Raw genomic sequence first — 15403 nt, 5'->3', positions numbered from 1 at the left:
GATTCGAGTCGGCACCTTCGGCTTTCAGCAGGTCGCGGGAGCTTGCGTGGGGCTCACGCGGGTTGCCAGAAGCGAGATCGCCGCAAGCAGGATGATGCCGCCGCCATAGACATAGGCCGTCATGGAAAGGCCGAGTGCTGGAGCCGCAAGTCCGGCGGCGATCGCCGGGAGGGCGAAGGCAAGATAGCTTTCCACCAGGAAGGCGGAGAAGAGGCCGGCCCGTTCATGAGCCGCTGCGAGCGGCAGCATGATGCGCAGGATATTGGCGAAGATCGATCCGAAGCCGAGGCCGGCGATCGCGGTTCCAAGGAAAAGCACGCCGACATCCTGCAGGTACACGCCGACGAGCGTGACGGCGACGCCCGCTATCAGAACGACCGCGCCGGTCAAGAGGACCCGCTGGGGTCTCCAGGTGCGGAAGATGAAGACGGAAGCGGTGGCGCTGAGCATCAGGGTGGCGACGACGGAGCCGCCGACGAAGGGCGAGGTGAGGCCCGTTGCGATGGCAACCAGCGTCGGCATCAGCGAGAGATAGAACCCTCCGAGCGCCCAACCGGCGATATTGACCGGAGTGACCCGCAGAAGTGTGGAGCGCGCCGCCCGCGGAACGCTGAGCTGCGGCCGCATGGCGGCAAGTGCGCCGGGCCGGCCGGCCGCTGTTTCCGGCATGAAAGCAAGCGCCAGAATGCCGGCAATGGTGACGCCGAGCAGCACTTCATAGATGAGCCGGGTGGGTTCCGGTGCGAAGGCAACCAGCGTGCCGGCGGCGAGCGTGCCGATCATCAGGCCGAGAAAGGCGGTGATGCCGTTGAGAAGCGGGCCTCTTTCCTTGTCGGTATCGAGGATCGCCGCGCCGAATGTGGGGAAGGCGATGCCCGTTCCCATGCCTTGAACGATCCGCGCCGCCATCAGCATGGCGCCGGATTCCGCCAGCATGAAGATCACCAGCGCCGCGGCGTTGAAAAGCAGGGCGAGCAGGATCAGCGGCCGCCGTCCGATGTAATCCGAAAGCCCTCCGAGCGTGAGCAGGGCTGCAAGAAGCGCGAAGGCGTAGGAGCTGAAAATCAGGGTGATCATCGCCGGAGAGAGATGAAAAAGCTCCTGATAGAGATGATAGAGTGGCGTGGGCGCGCTGCTGCAGGCGGAAATCGTGACAGCACCAAGGAAGCTGTAGACGGTCATCCGGGAGGTGGAAGCGGCGGGGGAAAATGGGATGCTCATATCGCTCACCTTAACGCAAATTTTTAGCGTTAGCGGGATATAGTTGCATTTATGCCTTAACGCAATATCTTTGCATTAAGAGATTCCGGCCTGGCGCCGGCAAGGAGAAGAAGAATGGCGAGAGAAATGCTGCGTCAGGGGGGCAGGAGCGCACGGATACAGGCCGAGGTGCATCGCACCGTTCAGGAACTCCTGAAAAGCATGGACCGCGGCGCGATCACCGTCCCGATGATCGCGGAAAGGGCAGGGGTGACGCCCTCGACGATCTATCGCCGCTGGGGCGATCTTTCCGAACTCCTCGCGGATGTCGCGGTTGCCCGGATGCGGCCGATCGCCGACCCGGACGATACCGGGGCGCTGGTCTCGGATATCGAGGCTTTCATCCTGCAATATGCCGAGGAAATGTCCTCCAGGGTCGGCCGGGCCATGCTTGTCGATGTCGTCGGCAGCGTGGAGGGGGAAGCAGCCGCGCAATGCTGCCGATATACCTACCATCACCTGGAGACGCTGCGGGAGCGCGCCGTGATGCGCGGCGAGAGGCCCTTCGACATCGACGAGGCCATCGACCGCATCATGGCCCCGATCGTCTACCACATTCTGTTCGGCGATCGCGAACTCTCGCCGGATTATTGCCGCTCCCTGGTTGACCGCTTTTTCGGGAAATAGCCCACCGATCACTCGTCATCCTCGGGCTTGTCCCGAGGATCTACCACCGATCGTAAATCAAGCCGTTGCAGATCCTCGGGACAAGCCCGAGGATGACGGATGAACGGGTCTCACCCCTTCAATATGCGCTCCACGATGTCGCGCACGTCGCTCGAAAGCGAGGAGGCGCGTTCGATCGTCATCAGTGCGGCGCGTGCGTGATCGGCGCGCTGCGGCTCCAGTGAGCGCCAGGAGCGCATCGAGGTGAGGATGCGGGCGGCGAGTTGCGGGTTCTTCGGATCGATCGCAAGAATCTGCTCCGCCAGGAACCGGTATCCCTCGCCGTCGGCGCGGTTGAAGCCGGTCGGGTTCGAGAAGGCGAAGGTGCCGATCAGGGCGCGGACGCGGTTCGGGTTGGTGGAGACGAAGCGCGGATTTTGCATCAGCGCCTTGATCCGGTCGAGCGTGTGGGCTCCCGGAATGGTCGCCTGAACCGAGAACCACTTGTCGATGACGAGCGGATTGCCGTCGAAACGGGTGAGGAAGCTCGCAAGCGCCGCCGTCGTTTCCGACGCATCGGGGAAGCGGTGCGCAAGCAGGGTAAGGGCCTGCGCGAGATCGGTCATGTTGTCCGCCAGGGCGAAGGCTTCGGCCGCGCGGGCGGGCGAAGCCTCGGCATAGGTGAGATAGGAGAGCGCGAGGTTGCGGAGCGCCCGTCTGCCGGAACCCGCCGCGTCGGGGATGTAGGCTCCCTCGGCCTTCATTCCAACAAAGAGGCGGGTAAAGGTCTTCCAGCCGGCCTCGGCGATTGCCGATAGGATGGCATTTCGGCCGGCATGGATGGCGTCCGGATCGTTGTTCTCGCCGAGTTCGCGGGCGATATCCGCCTCGCTCGGCAGTGTCAGCGCCTGGGCGCGGAAGGCAGGCTCCAGCGTTTCGTTGGCCGCCGCCTCCAGAAGCGCCCGGATCAACACCGGATCGCAGCTCACCTCCCGCCCCTCGCGGACATCGCGCGCCGCCTGCATCAGGTTCGGCATGGCAAGACCCGTCAGCGCCTGCCAACGGGCGAAGAGGTCGGTGTCGTGCCGTGCGATATGGGCGAGATCGTCCGGCGCCTGGTCGAGATGCAGGTTGATCGGTGCCGAGAAGGAGCGGTTGAACGACAGCACCGGCCGGGAGGCGATCCCGGAAAAGGTGAAGGTCTGCTTGCGGCGGGTTAGATGCAGCACGTCGCCGGTCACCTCGCCGCCGGCCACGCTTTCGGGCGCGGCAAGCGATCCATTGCCCAGGATCAGCGCGAAACTGAGCGGGATGTGCATCGGCTCCTTGATGAGCTGGCCCGGCGTCGATGGGACCTTCTGCTCGAGCGAAAGCGTAAACGTGGCACTCTTGGCGTCATAGCTGCCCGAGGCGGTCACCAGCGGGGTGCCGGCCTGATGGTACCAGAGCGAGAACTGCGAGAGATCACGCCCGGTGGCGTCCTCGAAGCACTTCACGAAATCCTCGACGGTCGCCGCCTCGCCGTCATGGCGCTCAAAGTAGAGGTCCATACCCTTCTTGAACCCGTCCCGGCCGAGAAGCGTGGCGATCATGCGGGTGACTTCGGAGCCCTTTTCGTAGACGGTCGCCGTGTAGAAGTTGTTGATCTCGCGATATTGCGTCGGCCGCACCGGATGGGCGAGCGGCCCTGCATCCTCAGGAAACTGTTCCGCTTTCAGGTGCCGCACCTCGGCGATGCGCTTGACGGGGCGGGAACGCATGTCTGCCGAGAACTCGTGGTCGCGATAGACCGTCAGACCTTCCTTGAGGCAGAGCTGGAACCAGTCGCGGCAGGTGATGCGGTTGCCGGTCCAGTTGTGGAAATATTCGTGCGCGATGATCGCCTCGATATTCGCGTAATCCTGATCAGTCGCGGTCTCGGGATCGGCCAGCACGTATTTGTCGTTGAAGACGTTGAGGCCCTTGTTCTCCATTGCTCCCATGTTGAAATCGGAGACGGCGACGATCATGAAGATGTCGAGATCGTATTCGCGGCCGAAGCGTTCCTCGTCCCATTTCATCGAGCGCTTCAGCGCATCCATGGCGTAAGCCGCGCGCGGCTCCTTGCCATGCTCGACATAGATCTTCAGCTTCACCTCGCGGCCGGACATGGTCGTGAAGCTATCCTCGACGACGCCGAGATCGCCGGCCACCAGCGCAAAGAGATAGGCGGGTTTCGGATGCGGATCGAACCAGGCCGCGAAATGCCGGCCCTCGTCGAAATTGCCGCCGCCGAGATAATTGCCGTTCGAGAGCATCACCGGATTGGCCGCCTTGTCGGCGACGATGGTGACCGTGTAGGGCGCCAGCACATCCGGCCGGTCCGGGAAATAGGTGATGCGGCGGAAGCCTTCCGCCTCGCATTGGGTGCAGTAGACCCCATTGGTGCGGTAGAGGCCCATCAACTGGCTGTTGGCCTCGGGATTGATGAAGGTCGTGATGGTGATCTCGAACGGTGCTTCGGCCGGCAGGTCGCGGATCGTCAGCTTTTCCGCCGTCGCTTCGTACTGTCCGGCCGGGATCTCGGACTGGTCGAGCAGCAGGCCGGAAAGGGTCAGCTCGTCGCCGTCGAGCTCGAGCGGAGCGGAGGGATCGACACCTTCGCGGCGATGAAAGATCAGCCTTGCCTCCACCTTGGTATTGGCCGGATCAAGCTCGAAGGTCAGATCGACGCGTTCCAGGACGAAATCGGTGGGGCGGTAGTCTGCCAGATGAACGATCTGGCCCGTATCTGTTCGCATGGTGCTTCCTGAACCGTCTATGGAATGGCGTCGGGCACCTCCGATGCCCGTTCGACTGGCACTTGCCCGTTTGCCGCGGGCACAATCGCATGCAAAGCTAAACGATTGTTGAAACTCTTCGGGGCAGGCTCTTATCGGTCGTGCCCACGGATCTTATCCTTCCGACACGTATATTGATCGATCCATCAGCAGTTTTCATCCCGTTTTATTCCCCGCTCCGTTAATTGTGACAGGTCTCTCCAATTGGATTCGATTTTCCTTCCGCGGCAGTGATTTTTGCCCGCCCCAGCCCCCGATGAGCTGTAAATGGCCGCCGATGCCTTAAATCCCCTCAGGGGGATCATGTTCAAGGTACTATCCGTCGTCGTCTTCCTGGTGATGCAAACCTGCATCAAGGCTGCGGGGCCGGATATCCCGGCGGGACAGATCACCTTCTATCGTTCCGCCTTCGCCATCCTGCCGATCGCCATTTATCTCACCTTCCGCCGCGATCTTCTTGCAGCGTTTCGGACGGACAATTTCCTCGGACATCTGAAGCGCGGCTTCCTGGGCATTCTCGCCATGGCCTGCGGCTTTTACGGATTGGTGCATCTGCCGCTCCCCGACGCGATCGCCATCGGCTACGCGTCGCCGCTGATGGCGGTGGTCTTCGCGGCGGTGATTTTGGGTGAGACGGTGCGCTTCTACCGCTGGACGGCGGTCTTTATCGGCATTTTCGGAGTGCTCATCATCTCGTGGCCGAAGCTGACCATGTTCCGGGAAGGCGGCTTCGCCTCCGAACAGGCGCTGGGGGCGCTCGCCGTGCTGCTATCGGCCGTGCTCGGCGGCCTTGCAATGGTGCAGGTGCGGCAACTGGTGCGCACCGAAAAGACCTCGACGATCGTGCTCTACTTTTCGCTGACGGCTTCGGTTTTCGCGCTTGTCAGCCTTCCCTTCGGCTGGGCTTCGCTGCCGTTGAAACCGGCCCTGCTGCTGATCGCTTCCGGCATATGCGGCGGGATAGCCCAGATTTTCCTGACCGAAAGCTATCGGCACGCGGATGTCTCGACCATCGCGCCGTTCGAATATACGTCGATTCTGCTGGGAATTGCCGTCGCCTTCTTGCTGTTCGGCGACATCCCCACCACGACCATGCTGATCGGCACGGCGATTACCGTCTCGGCGGGAATTTTCATCATCTATCGCGAGCACCAGCTTGGGCTGGAGCGCAAGGCGGCGCGCCGCGCATCGCCGCCGGCAAGCTGACCCTAGAGCGGAATGGCGGCGGATGCCGGATTGAAGCGCTTGTCCTGATCGGCACGGGCGGCGCCGGCGCGGTTATATTCCCGGGCGGCGTTCACGGCGGTGCCGATCTGGTAAAGGGTCTCGCGAAGGGTGCGGATCGTCTGCAAGGCTGCCGTCATGGTTCGCTCTCCTGCTTTCCGGATCAACGTTCGCGGAAGTCGGCGAAGATGGCCGAAGGACGCGTGATAGAGCCCGAGCGGCCGAGGGCGCGCGCGGTGATCTGCTCGTGCGTGGCGGAGCCGAAACGGTGATAGCCCTCGCTCGAGCGCGGCGAGAGGCCGGCGATGCGGAGGGTTTCGAAGCCCGAATGGATCGGACGATAGCGGGTCGTCATTGCCTTGGTTCCTTGACCTGATCTTCCTCCCAAGACACTGCATATATTGCAGCGCAGCATAGATTCCGCAATGCGGCGGGACGCTGCGCTGCCATGCGCTTACTGCATGGCAACTTTCATAATTTGGTAATCTTGATCAAAATACAGCCGTTAGACGGCTTCAAGTCGCGACTTGAACGTCAACAGGTCCTGCCAGGCGAGCGCCTTGTTGGCGGGTGCCGCCAGCAGCTCCTGCGGGTGCAGCGTGGCGATTGCGGCAAGCTCCAGCCCGGCGAAACGGATGTCGCGCCATTCCCCGCGCATGCTGTGGATCGTGCCGCCGTCGCCGAAGAAGAAGCGGGCCGGGAAGTTGCCGAGCAGCAGCAGGTATTTGGGTTCCGCAAGCGCGATCTGCCGTTCCAGGAAAGGCCTGCAGATTTCCTGCTCGGCGGGCGAGGGCTGGCGGTTTCCCGGCGGACGCCAGGGGATGACATTAGTGAGCATCACCACCTCCCGCGATAGACCGATCGCGCCGAGCATGCGGTCGAGCAACTGGCCCTGCCGACCGGAAAAGGGAATGCTGTCCCGATCGTCATCGGCATTCGGCATCGGGCCGATGACCATGATCCGCGAGGCTGGATCTCCGCTGGCGAAAACGGTGGAGCGGGCGCCGTTCTTCAGGTTGCAGCCGTTGAAGGCTTCCAGCGCCGTCTTGAGTTCACCGAGCGAGCGGGCGCTTTCCGCTGAAAATCGCGCGGCGGATACCGCTTCGCCATCCGGCACGGCGACCGCAGGCGAAGAACTTGGCGCCGGCGGGCGAGGGGCCTGGGCGGTGCGCTTCTGCGCCGGGGGAGTGCTCACCGTTTGGGATGTGGGGGCCTCGTTCTGTGCCGGCTGTTGCGGTCGCGCCACCGCCGACATTTTCGCTTCTGCCCGCGCCGCCTTCTGGGCGGCGAACTCGGCGAAGCGGTCGGCGGGCTCGTCCTCGACAAGCCACTCCACGCCGGAATCTGCATAGAAATGCAGAAGTGCGGCGAGTTCTGGGGCGTCCATGTCTCTGGCAGTGTTCATCACATTCACACTACAGCATGTCGCATGGGAGAGGGAACCGATTTCGAGGCGATTAGGGGTTGAGAGGTTAGGGCAAGGCGGTGCGGCATCTCTAACCCTCCGCCTTGTGGGGAGGGTGGCCGGCAGGCGGGAGGGGTTTTCTTGTCCGCAAGCGAAACTTCCCCTCCCCAACCCCTCCCACAAGGGGGAGGGGCTCCACGCATCGTCGCAATTGCCTCATCTTGGTGAGGGAATCGACCACAAGCGCCTCTAAGCCGCCCATTTCTCCGCTTCGCCGCTTTCCCCGATCAGCGCCAGTCCGTGGGCGATCGAGAGCAGTTCGCCGCCGCTCTCGATCCTGTCGGCATCGAAGCGGCGGGTGAAGATGCGCCTGACCGCGGGTACGAAGGACGTGCCGCCGGTAAGAAACACCTTGTCGATATCCTTCGGCTCGGTCTTCGTCTTGTCGAGCACCTCGTCGAGCGCGCCCTCGATCTTCTCCAGATCGTCGGTGATCCAGGTTTCGAAATCGGCGCGCTTCACGACCTTGCGGCCGGCGCGCCCGAGCGGCGGGAAGTTGAACTCGGCTTCTTCCGTCTGCGAGAGCGCCATCTTGGTGGCAGAGATCGCCTGATAGAGCGGATAGCCCTCGTCGTGATCCACGAGATCGATGAAAAGCTCCAGCTTGTCCGGGTCGAGCGCCGTGCGGACCAGCGATTTCAGATCCGCGAACTCACGGCTCGTCTTGAAGATCGAAAGCTGGTTCCAGCGGCCGAAATTGGCGTAATAGCCGCTCGGCACCTCAAGTACCTTGTCGAAGCTCTTGAAGAAGCTTCCTTTTCCGATCTCCGGCGCAACGAGATTGTCGATCATCCGGAAGTCGAAGTGATCGCCGGCGACGCCGACGCCCGAATGGCCGACCGGGGTCGCGGAAAGCTTGCCAGCTTTCGTTTCGAAGCGGATCAGCGAATAGTCCGTCGTGCCGCCGCCGAAATCCGCCACCAGCACGGTCGCGTCCTTCTTCAGCGTCTGCGCGAAGTAATAGGCGGCCGCGACCGGCTCGTAGACATAGCGGATTTCCGGAAAACCGAACCGGGCAAGCGCCGCATTGTAACGCTCCACCGCCAGCGATTCATCGGGGCTCGCCCCGGCGAAGCGCACCGGCCTTCCGGCGACCACGCTTGAGATGTCCGAAGGCCATGCGCCGTCCGCATAGGCTTTCAGCCGGCGCAGGAAAATCTCCATGAGATCCTCGAAGGCGTGCCGGCGGGCGAAGATCAGCGTGCCCTGGAAAAGCGGGCTTGCCGCGAAGGTCTTGATGGATTGCAGGAAGCGGCAATCGCCCGGATTGTCGATGAATTGGCGGATCGCGGCCTGGCCCGCCTCTACCTTCAGCGCCTGCGCGCCCATCACCGGGTCCTTCATGAACGACAATGCGGTGCGCATGGTGTCGGTCACGCCGGCGCTGGAGGTGAAGGTCATCGAATGCGTGGCATTGCCGCCATCCGCCAGTGCCAGAACCGTATTGGTCGTGCCGAAATCAAGCCCGAGCGCCCGTGCCATGGCCGTGCTCCTTATCCATCCGCCGTAGAATGCTTGAAACGGGACCTCTAAGCCCCGAACGCGAAAAGGGCGCTTGTCCGCGCCCCATGGTTTTTTTGAGAGGGCGCGTGATCGCACAAGCCCGGCCGGATGGCAAGGGGCGATCTCAGTTGCCGCGCGTCTCGGCCGCCTTTGCGGCGATCCAGTGACGGAAGGCCTCCATGGCGGGCGTCACCGCACGGGATTTGAGCCGGGTGATCCAGTAGCTGCCCTTGGAGATATAGATCGGAAAGGGCTGCTCGATGGTGCCGGCCGCAAGATGGCGCGAGAACATCAACGGCGGGGCGAGCGCGACGCCGGTGCCCTGAATTGCCGCCTCGATCATCAGCACGGAACTGTCGAAGACCATGCCGTGGATGGGCGGTGGCGTGACCCTGGCCGTTTCGAACCAGCTCGGCCATTCGTCGGCGCGGTAGGAGCGCAGGAGCGGCTGGCGCGCCAGATCCTCCGGATGCTTGACCTGCCTGGCGATGGACGGAATGCAGAGCGCGGAGAGCGGCGCCTCGAACAGCGCTTCCGCTTCGATATCGTGCCAGGCGCCGTTGCCGAAGCGGATGGTGTAGTCCAGTCCCTCCGCGGCGATATCGACCCGGTTGTTGTTGGTCGAAAGCCTAAGATCGATGAAGGGATAGCGTTCGGTGAAATCGGCAAGGCGCGGCAGCAGCCAGCCGACGGCGAAGGTGCCGACCGCGCCGAGGGTCAGGACTTCCCGCATGTGCCCGCCCTCGAAGCGCTCCAGCATTTCGGCCATGCGGTCAAAGCTTTCCTGCAGCGTCGGCAGTAGCGCCTGACCTTCCTCGGTAATCATCAATCCGCGCGGCAGCCGGCGGAAGAGGGTGACGCCGATCCGCTCCTCCAAGAGCTTCACCTGATGGCTGACGGCTGCCTGCGTGACGCAGAGCTCGATCGCCGCGCGCGTAAACGAGAGATGCCGCGCAGCCGCCTCGAAGGCACGCAGCGCGTTCAGCGGCAAATGTGGTCGAACCATGGCAATGGCCTAGTTTGATTCATGTCTATCCGCAGATATCATCGTTTGTCATGCACCCACAAGCGGCCCTAAAACAGCGCCATCGAACTTGACCGGAGCGCATCCATGGCTTTCAGAAATTCCATTCTTCTAGGAATATCCCTCGGATTTTCAGCAGTTTTCCTTGATTTCGCCTCGGCAAAGGCGGCCGAGCCGATCCGCTGCACGGTCGTCATCGATGAAGCGAGCGGCGATACCCTTTATCGTCGGGGAACCTGCGATCAGGCCTTCTATCCGATGTCGACCTTCAAGCTGCCCTTGGCCATGATGGGCTATGACGCGGGCATACTGATCGATGCGGAACATCCCCGCTGGGATTATCAGGAAAAGTTCGATCGTCCGAAGCGGGAGCGGAAATCCGTCGATCCGGTAGTATGGGAAAGGGATTCGATCGTCTGGTATTCGCAGGAGATCACGCGCCGGTTGGGCAAAAGGGCGTTTGCCGATTACGTCCGGCGCTTCGGCTACGGCAATGCCGATGTTTCCGGTGGCCCCGGCAATGCGGATGGCCTGACCGAATCCTGGCTGATGTCGTCGCTGAAGATATCGCCGGACGAGCAGGTCGCCTTCCTGCGCCGGTTCCTGACGGGCGGGCTGCCGATCTCCGAGCACGCCGTCGACATGACGATGACGATCCTGCCGCGTTTCAAGGCGGGAGACGGCTGGGAGATTCAGGGCAAGACGGGCGCCGGCTGGCTTCGCGACAGGAGCGGCAAGGTTGACCGCGACCGCCCGCTCGGCTGGTTCGTGGGCTGGGCCGTGAAGGGCTATCGCCGGGTAATCTTCGCCCGCCTTCTGGTCGATACCAAGCAGCATCGCGGATCGCCGATCAGCTTTGGGGTGCGGGACGGGCTGATTGCGGATCTGCCGAAACTGGCGGAGGGGTTCTGAGGAAGCGCCCGGGCTTGCCCCTCACCCCGCCTCCGCTTCGCTTGGCGACCCTCTCCCCGCAAGCGGGGCGAGGGGGGCCGGCGACGGTGCGGCATATCCCTTCTCCCCGTCAAAACGGGGAGAAGGTGGCGGCAGCCGGATGAGGGGCAAATTCACTCCGCCGCGATGGTCGCCGGCATATCGTCGTTTGCCTCTCGCCGGCTGCTATCCTTCTTCCGGCCGAGCCCCGCGAGAAAGCGGCCGAAACGGTCCATCTCCACGAAGATGACGGGCGTGATGAACAGCGTCAGCGCCTGGCTGACGACGAGGCCGCCGACGACCGCGATGCCGAGCGGCTGGCGCAGTTCGGAACTCGCGCCGGTTCCGAGAGCGATCGGCAATGCCCCGAGCAGCGCGCAGAAGGTCGTCATCATGATCGGCCGGAAGCGGCGCACGCAGGCCTCTTGGATGGCGGCGGCTGCCGTTTCTCCCTTCGAGCGCATGGTCTCCACCGCCACGTCGATCATCATGATCGCGTTCTTCTTGACGATGCCGATCAGCATCAGGAGCCCGATAAGGGCAATGATGGAGAGATCGAAGCCGAAGAGTTTCAGCGCCAAAAGTGCTCCGAAGGCCGCCGCCGGTAGTCCGGAAAGGATCGTCAGCGGGTGGATGAAGCTCTCGTAGAGCACGCCGAGCACCACGTAGATGGTCAGCACGGCGGCGAGGATCAGAAGCGGCGTATTGCCTTGGCTTTGCTGGAATATCTGCGCCGTGCCGCCATAGGTGGTGAACACGTCGTTCGGCATTTGCAGGCTCGCCTTGATCCGGTCGATCGCCGCCGTCGCATCGCTGAGCGATACGCCTGACGGCAGGTTGAACGAAACCGTCGTCGAGACGAGCTGGCCGGTCTGGTTGATGGTGACCGGAGCCGTCGCCCGCACGACCTCGGCGAAATTGGAGAGAGGCACGAGCGAGCCGTTGGAGGACATCACGTGGACGTCCTGCAGTATCTGGTCGTTCCACTGCCGGGTATTGTCGAACTCGGTGATGACGTCGTAACTATCGCCGGTGGATTGAATTTCCGCCGCCGTATAGCCGCCGAAGGCCATCTGCAGCGTTTCGCGCAATTGCTGATCGGTGATACCGAATGCGGCTGCCTTTTCCGGATCGACCTTGATATTCGCCTCGATCGCATTGTTCTGGGCGTCGGAGGTGACATCGGTGAAATGCGTGCGGTCGCTTCGCATCGCCGCCTGAATCTTGTCGGACCATTCGTTGGTTTGCGCCGCGTTGAGCGCCTGCACCACGAGCTGGTATTGGCTCGCTGTCGAGCGCCCGCCGAAGCGCAGGCTTTGCTGTGGCGTGATAAAGCTCTTGATGCCGGCGGTCTTCGCCGTCGCCTGCCTCAGTTCGCGAAGCGTCTGCTGCAGGGGAGGGCGCTGATCGCGATCCTTCAGCTCCACGAAGATCGTGCCGTTGTTGAGCGGGCTTCGGCCGTTGCTGCCGACGATCGAGGTCACATGCGCGACGGCGGGGTTCTTCTGAACGGCCGCCGCCACCTGCGCCTGCAGGTCCCGCATGGCGGGATAGGAAATATCCTGGCGCGCCTGGGTCGAGATCGTCAGCCGGCCGATGTCCTCCGTCGGGAAGAAGCTCGAAGGGAGCGTCTCGAACAGATAGACTGAGCCGGCGACCGAGGCGAAGAACAGCAGCATTATCGCTGCCCGGTGCCCGAGGCACCAGCCGACCGATCTGCCATAGGCTTTCAGCGCGCGGTTGAAGCCGGCGTCGAAGACGCGGGCGATCAGGCCCGGGTGATGCTCGGCGCCGGAAAGCCGCGAGCCGAGCATCGGCGTGACGGTCAGCGATACGATCGCCGAGGCGACGATCGCGAGCGTCACCACCATGCCGAATTCGTTGAACAACCGGCCGACCACGCCGCCCATCAGGAGGATCGGGATGAAGACCGCGATCAGCGAGACCGACATGGAAACGATCGTGTAGCTGACCTCTGAGGCGCCCTGCATCGCCGCCTGCATCACAGGCATGCCGTCCTCCACATGCCGCATGATGTTTTCCAGCATGACGATCGCATCGTCCACCACGAGGCCGACCGACAACGTGAGCCCGAGCAGCGATATGTTGTCGATGCTGTAGCCGAGCAGATACATGACCCCGAAGGTTGCGATCAGCGATAGCGGCACGGCAAGTGCCGGAACGATGGTGGCCGAAAGCCGGCCGAGGAACAGATAGATGACGAGCACGACCAACGCGATCGTCAGCATCAGCGTGAACTGAACGTCGTCGATCGCCGAGCGGATGGCGGTCGAGGCGTCGTTCATGACGTTGATCGAAACCGAAGCGGGCAGCTCCTCGGTCAGTTGAGGCAGCTTCGCGCGCACCGCATCCACCACGTCCACGGTATTGGCGTCCGGCTGGCGCTGTATGGCGAGAATGATGGCTGAATTGCCGTCATACCAGCTTCCGGCGTCGGGGTTTCCGACGCTGTCCTGAACCTCCGCCACATCGCCCAGATGGATCGGCGCGCCGTTCGGATTGGCGATCACCAGCGAGCGGAACTCATCGGCATTGGTGCGCTGAGTATCGGCATTGATCGTGAGCTGCTGGGCGCTGTTCTTCAGCGAACCCACCGGCGCCTGGCTGTTGGCACTGGCGATCGCATTGGCGACAGTATCGACCCCGAGATTGCGCGCCTGCAGCTTGGCCGGATCAAGCTCGACCCGCACCGCATAGGTCTTGGTGCCGTAGATCGAAACCTCGGCGACACCGGGCAGGGTGGAGAGCGCAGGCGAAAGCACGTCCTCGGCGATCTCGTCCACCTTGCTGGGCGGCAGGTTGTCGCCGCGCACGGCGAGCAGCAGCACGGGCGCGTCCGCCGGATTGGTCTTGCGGTAGCTCGGCGGCGTCGTCATGTTGTCCGGCAGTTGCCGGGTCGCCTGCGAAATCGCCGCCTGCACGTCGGCGGCGGCCGCGTCGATATTCCGGTTGAGATCGAATTGCAGGACGATCGAGGTGTTGCCGAGCGAATTCGTCGCGCTGATCTCGCTGATGCCGGGAATGGTCTCGAACTTCTTGATGAGCGGCGTCGAGACGGCGGTCGCTATGGTCTGCGGAGATGCGCCGGTCAATTGCGCCGAGACGTTGATGGTCGGGAAATCGACCTGCGGCAGCGCCGCCACCGGCAATAGCCGATAACCCGCCAGACCCGCCAGAACCACGCCGATGGCGAGAAGCGTGGTGGCGACCGGGCGGCGGATGCAGAATTGCGGGATCATCGCGCCGCCCCCACTTCGACCTGCCCATCATTGCCGTTGGCGTTGAGCAGGCTGGTATCCTGGCCACTGGCAAACTCCTCCTTCACCTGCGCTCCGTCCACGAGCTGCACCTGGCCTTCGATCACCACATGGGCGCCAGCCTCGAGGCCGCCGGCGAGTGCGGTATTGCTGCCATTCGAACGCGCCACCGTTACCGGCGTCACATGAACCTTGCCGTCCTCGCCGACCGAGTAGACGAAGGAACCGGCAGCGCCGGGGCTGACGGCGACCGTCGGCACCACGATGTCCTGCCGATCGCTCTGGAAATGGACCGTCACGTTCACCGACTGGCCTGGCCAAAGAGCGCCCGAGGGATTGTCAAACCTTGCCTTGGCCAGAATGGTGCCCGAGGCGGAATCCACCGTATTGTCGAAGAAGCTCAGCACTCCCTTCAGCGGGGCCTTTGCGGAGTTCTGCGGGGCGGCATCGATGCCGACGGTGCCTGCGGCGAAGCCTTCCCGCAGCGCTTCGAGATAGGCCTCGGGCAGGTGGAATTTCACGTAGATCGGATCGTATTTGGCGATCGTCACGACGGCGGCACCTGCGCTGAGATAGGCGCCGGTGCTGACCGAGATATCTCCGAGCCGACCGTCGAAGGGGGCGCGGATATCGGTATTGTCCAGTTCCACCTGATCGGCGGAAATCGTCGCCTTGTCGCTTTCCACGGTCGCTGCCGCGGTATCGCGGGCGGCGCGTGCCTCATCGACGGATTGCTGCGTGCCGGCATTTCCGTTGAGAAGGTTGCTTGCCCTGGCAAGCGCCGTCTCCGCCTGAGCAAGGGTTGCCTGATCGCGCACGAGTACGGCCTTGTCCTTCTCGATCGTGGCCTTGGCCGTGCGATCGTCGAGTTTGGCGATCAGGTCGCCGGTCTTCACGATGGCGCCGTCATCAGCCATGATGTTCAGGATGGTTCCCGCCTGCTGGGCAGCTATGGTGGTGTTTTCGTCCGCATCGGCCCAGCCGGTCGCCGTGACGTCCATGGGCAGCGTGGCGCGGATGGCCGCCACCGTCTTGACCGTCGGCGGCGGTCCGCCCGTGCGGCGGTGCTGCTGATCTCCTCCCGCATTTTCGCCCGTATCGGCGGAAGCCGGATGAATGAAGGAAGAGAGAAAGGGAAGCCTGTCGCGGAACTCCCAACCGGCAACCGCCGCGACGACGATGACGCCTGCCAAAATCCAGAGCTTCTTCATGAGACCGCTCGCTTGTTTCGCCCGATATTCCATCGAGCTGCCTGCATTGCGGCGCAAAAAAGACGGATCTGCCCAGGGTCGTG

Annotated in this window: 12 protein-coding genes; 3 read left to right on the top strand and 9 right to left on the bottom strand. The window is 63.0% G+C overall.

The genetic code is table 11. From position 1 onward, the window contains the following. Positions 1 to 24 precede the first annotated feature (24 nt). Positions 25 to 1221 (bottom strand): MFS transporter, encoded by a 1197-nt coding sequence (locus tag YH62_RS18120; protein WP_046795679.1) that lies wholly within the window; start codon positions 1219 to 1221, stop codon positions 25 to 27. A 114-nt stretch (positions 1222 to 1335) separates the two neighbouring features. On the opposite strand from YH62_RS18120, the gene YH62_RS18115 reads away from it, so the two are divergent. Continuing rightward, positions 1336 to 1887, top strand: coding sequence for a TetR/AcrR family transcriptional regulator (locus YH62_RS18115; protein WP_046795678.1), 552 nt, complete (start codon positions 1336 to 1338; stop codon positions 1885 to 1887). 110 nt (positions 1888 to 1997) lie between these two features. Here YH62_RS18115 and pepN read toward each other — a convergent pair whose 3' ends face one another. Next, on the bottom strand, positions 1998 to 4646 hold the full coding sequence (gene pepN / locus YH62_RS18110) for an aminopeptidase N (RefSeq protein ID WP_046795677.1): 2649 nt from the start codon (positions 4644 to 4646) through the stop codon (positions 1998 to 2000). 306 nt (positions 4647 to 4952) lie between these two features. Here pepN and YH62_RS18105 point away from each other — a divergent pair, with 306 nt between their 5' ends. Continuing rightward, positions 4953 to 5891 carry a DMT family transporter gene (locus tag YH62_RS18105; protein WP_046795676.1) on the top strand — a complete coding sequence of 313 codons (939 nt, stop codon included), beginning with the start codon at positions 4953 to 4955 and terminating at the stop codon, positions 5889 to 5891. 2 nt (positions 5892 to 5893) lie between these two features. Here the strand turns inward: YH62_RS18105 and YH62_RS30200 are convergent, their stop codons facing one another. The 5 genes from YH62_RS30200 to YH62_RS18085 form a co-directional block, all read right to left on the bottom strand. Next, complete coding sequence (locus tag YH62_RS30200; RefSeq protein ID WP_156176969.1) at positions 5894 to 6049, bottom strand: hypothetical protein; 156 nt, start codon at positions 6047 to 6049, stop codon at positions 5894 to 5896. A 23-nt stretch (positions 6050 to 6072) separates the two neighbouring features. Continuing rightward, entirely contained in the window at positions 6073 to 6264 is a 192-nt protein-coding gene (locus YH62_RS18100; protein WP_046795675.1) for a hypothetical protein, read from the bottom strand. 150 nt (positions 6265 to 6414) lie between these two features. After that, entirely contained in the window at positions 6415 to 7314 is a 900-nt protein-coding gene (locus YH62_RS18095; RefSeq protein ID WP_046795674.1) for a uracil-DNA glycosylase, read from the bottom strand. 249 nt (positions 7315 to 7563) lie between these two features. Further along, positions 7564 to 8856, bottom strand: a complete 1293-nt coding sequence (locus YH62_RS18090) for an Hsp70 family protein (RefSeq protein ID WP_046795673.1) — start codon at positions 8854 to 8856, stop codon at positions 7564 to 7566. A gap of 145 nt (positions 8857 to 9001) precedes the next feature. Further along, positions 9002 to 9883 (bottom strand): LysR family transcriptional regulator, encoded by an 882-nt coding sequence (locus YH62_RS18085; protein WP_046795672.1) that lies wholly within the window; start codon positions 9881 to 9883, stop codon positions 9002 to 9004. Positions 9884 to 9988: 105 nt separating this feature from the next. On the opposite strand from YH62_RS18085, the gene blaOXA reads away from it, so the two are divergent. Continuing rightward, complete coding sequence (blaOXA, locus tag YH62_RS18080; protein WP_052760455.1) at positions 9989 to 10813, top strand: class D beta-lactamase; 825 nt, start codon at positions 9989 to 9991, stop codon at positions 10811 to 10813. A gap of 152 nt (positions 10814 to 10965) precedes the next feature. Here the strand turns inward: blaOXA and YH62_RS18075 are convergent, their stop codons facing one another. Together YH62_RS18075 and YH62_RS18070 are read right to left on the bottom strand one after the other, a co-directional pair. Next, the gene (locus YH62_RS18075) at positions 10966 to 14091 is read right to left on the bottom strand and encodes an efflux RND transporter permease subunit (protein ID WP_046795671.1); all 3126 of its coding nucleotides are present in this window, start codon (positions 14089 to 14091) and stop codon (positions 10966 to 10968) included. Further along, complete coding sequence (locus YH62_RS18070; protein WP_046796030.1) at positions 14088 to 15320, bottom strand: efflux RND transporter periplasmic adaptor subunit; 1233 nt, start codon at positions 15318 to 15320, stop codon at positions 14088 to 14090. Before YH62_RS18070 ends, YH62_RS18075 begins: the two co-directional genes overlap by 4 nt. Positions 15321 to 15403 lie beyond the last annotated feature (83 nt).

The sequence above is a fragment of the Rhizobium sp. LC145 genome, assembly GCF_001005825.1.
Lineage (GTDB): Bacteria > Pseudomonadota > Alphaproteobacteria > Rhizobiales > Rhizobiaceae > Neorhizobium.
The sequence above is the reverse complement of the archived record's forward strand: the minus strand, read 5'-3'. Positions and strand labels throughout refer to the sequence as shown.

Bases quoted from the DNA above. Each gene is read 5' to 3' on its own strand.
- YH62_RS18120 (WP_046795679.1), bottom strand. From the start codon at position 1,221: ATGAGCATCCCATTTTCCCCCGCCGCTTCCACCTCCCGGATGACCGTC.
- YH62_RS18115 (WP_046795678.1), top strand. From the start codon at position 1,336: ATGGCGAGAGAAATGCTGCGTCAGGGGGGCAGGAGCGCACGGATACAG.
- pepN (WP_046795677.1), bottom strand. From the start codon at position 4,646: ATGCGAACAGATACGGGCCAGATCGTTCATCTGGCAGACTACCGCCCC.
- YH62_RS18105 (WP_046795676.1), top strand. From the start codon at position 4,953: ATGGCCGCCGATGCCTTAAATCCCCTCAGGGGGATCATGTTCAAGGTA.
- YH62_RS30200 (WP_156176969.1), bottom strand. From the start codon at position 6,049: ATGACGGCAGCCTTGCAGACGATCCGCACCCTTCGCGAGACCCTTTAC.
- YH62_RS18100 (WP_046795675.1), bottom strand. From the start codon at position 6,264: ATGACGACCCGCTATCGTCCGATCCATTCGGGCTTCGAAACCCTCCGC.
- YH62_RS18095 (WP_046795674.1), bottom strand. From the start codon at position 7,314: ATGAACACTGCCAGAGACATGGACGCCCCAGAACTCGCCGCACTTCTG.
- YH62_RS18090 (WP_046795673.1), bottom strand. From the start codon at position 8,856: ATGGCACGGGCGCTCGGGCTTGATTTCGGCACGACCAATACGGTTCTG.
- YH62_RS18085 (WP_046795672.1), bottom strand. From the start codon at position 9,883: ATGGTTCGACCACATTTGCCGCTGAACGCGCTGCGTGCCTTCGAGGCG.
- blaOXA (WP_052760455.1), top strand. From the start codon at position 9,989: ATGGCTTTCAGAAATTCCATTCTTCTAGGAATATCCCTCGGATTTTCA.
- YH62_RS18075 (WP_046795671.1), bottom strand. From the start codon at position 14,091: ATGATCCCGCAATTCTGCATCCGCCGCCCGGTCGCCACCACGCTTCTC.
- YH62_RS18070 (WP_046796030.1), bottom strand. From the start codon at position 15,320: ATGAAGAAGCTCTGGATTTTGGCAGGCGTCATCGTCGTCGCGGCGGTT.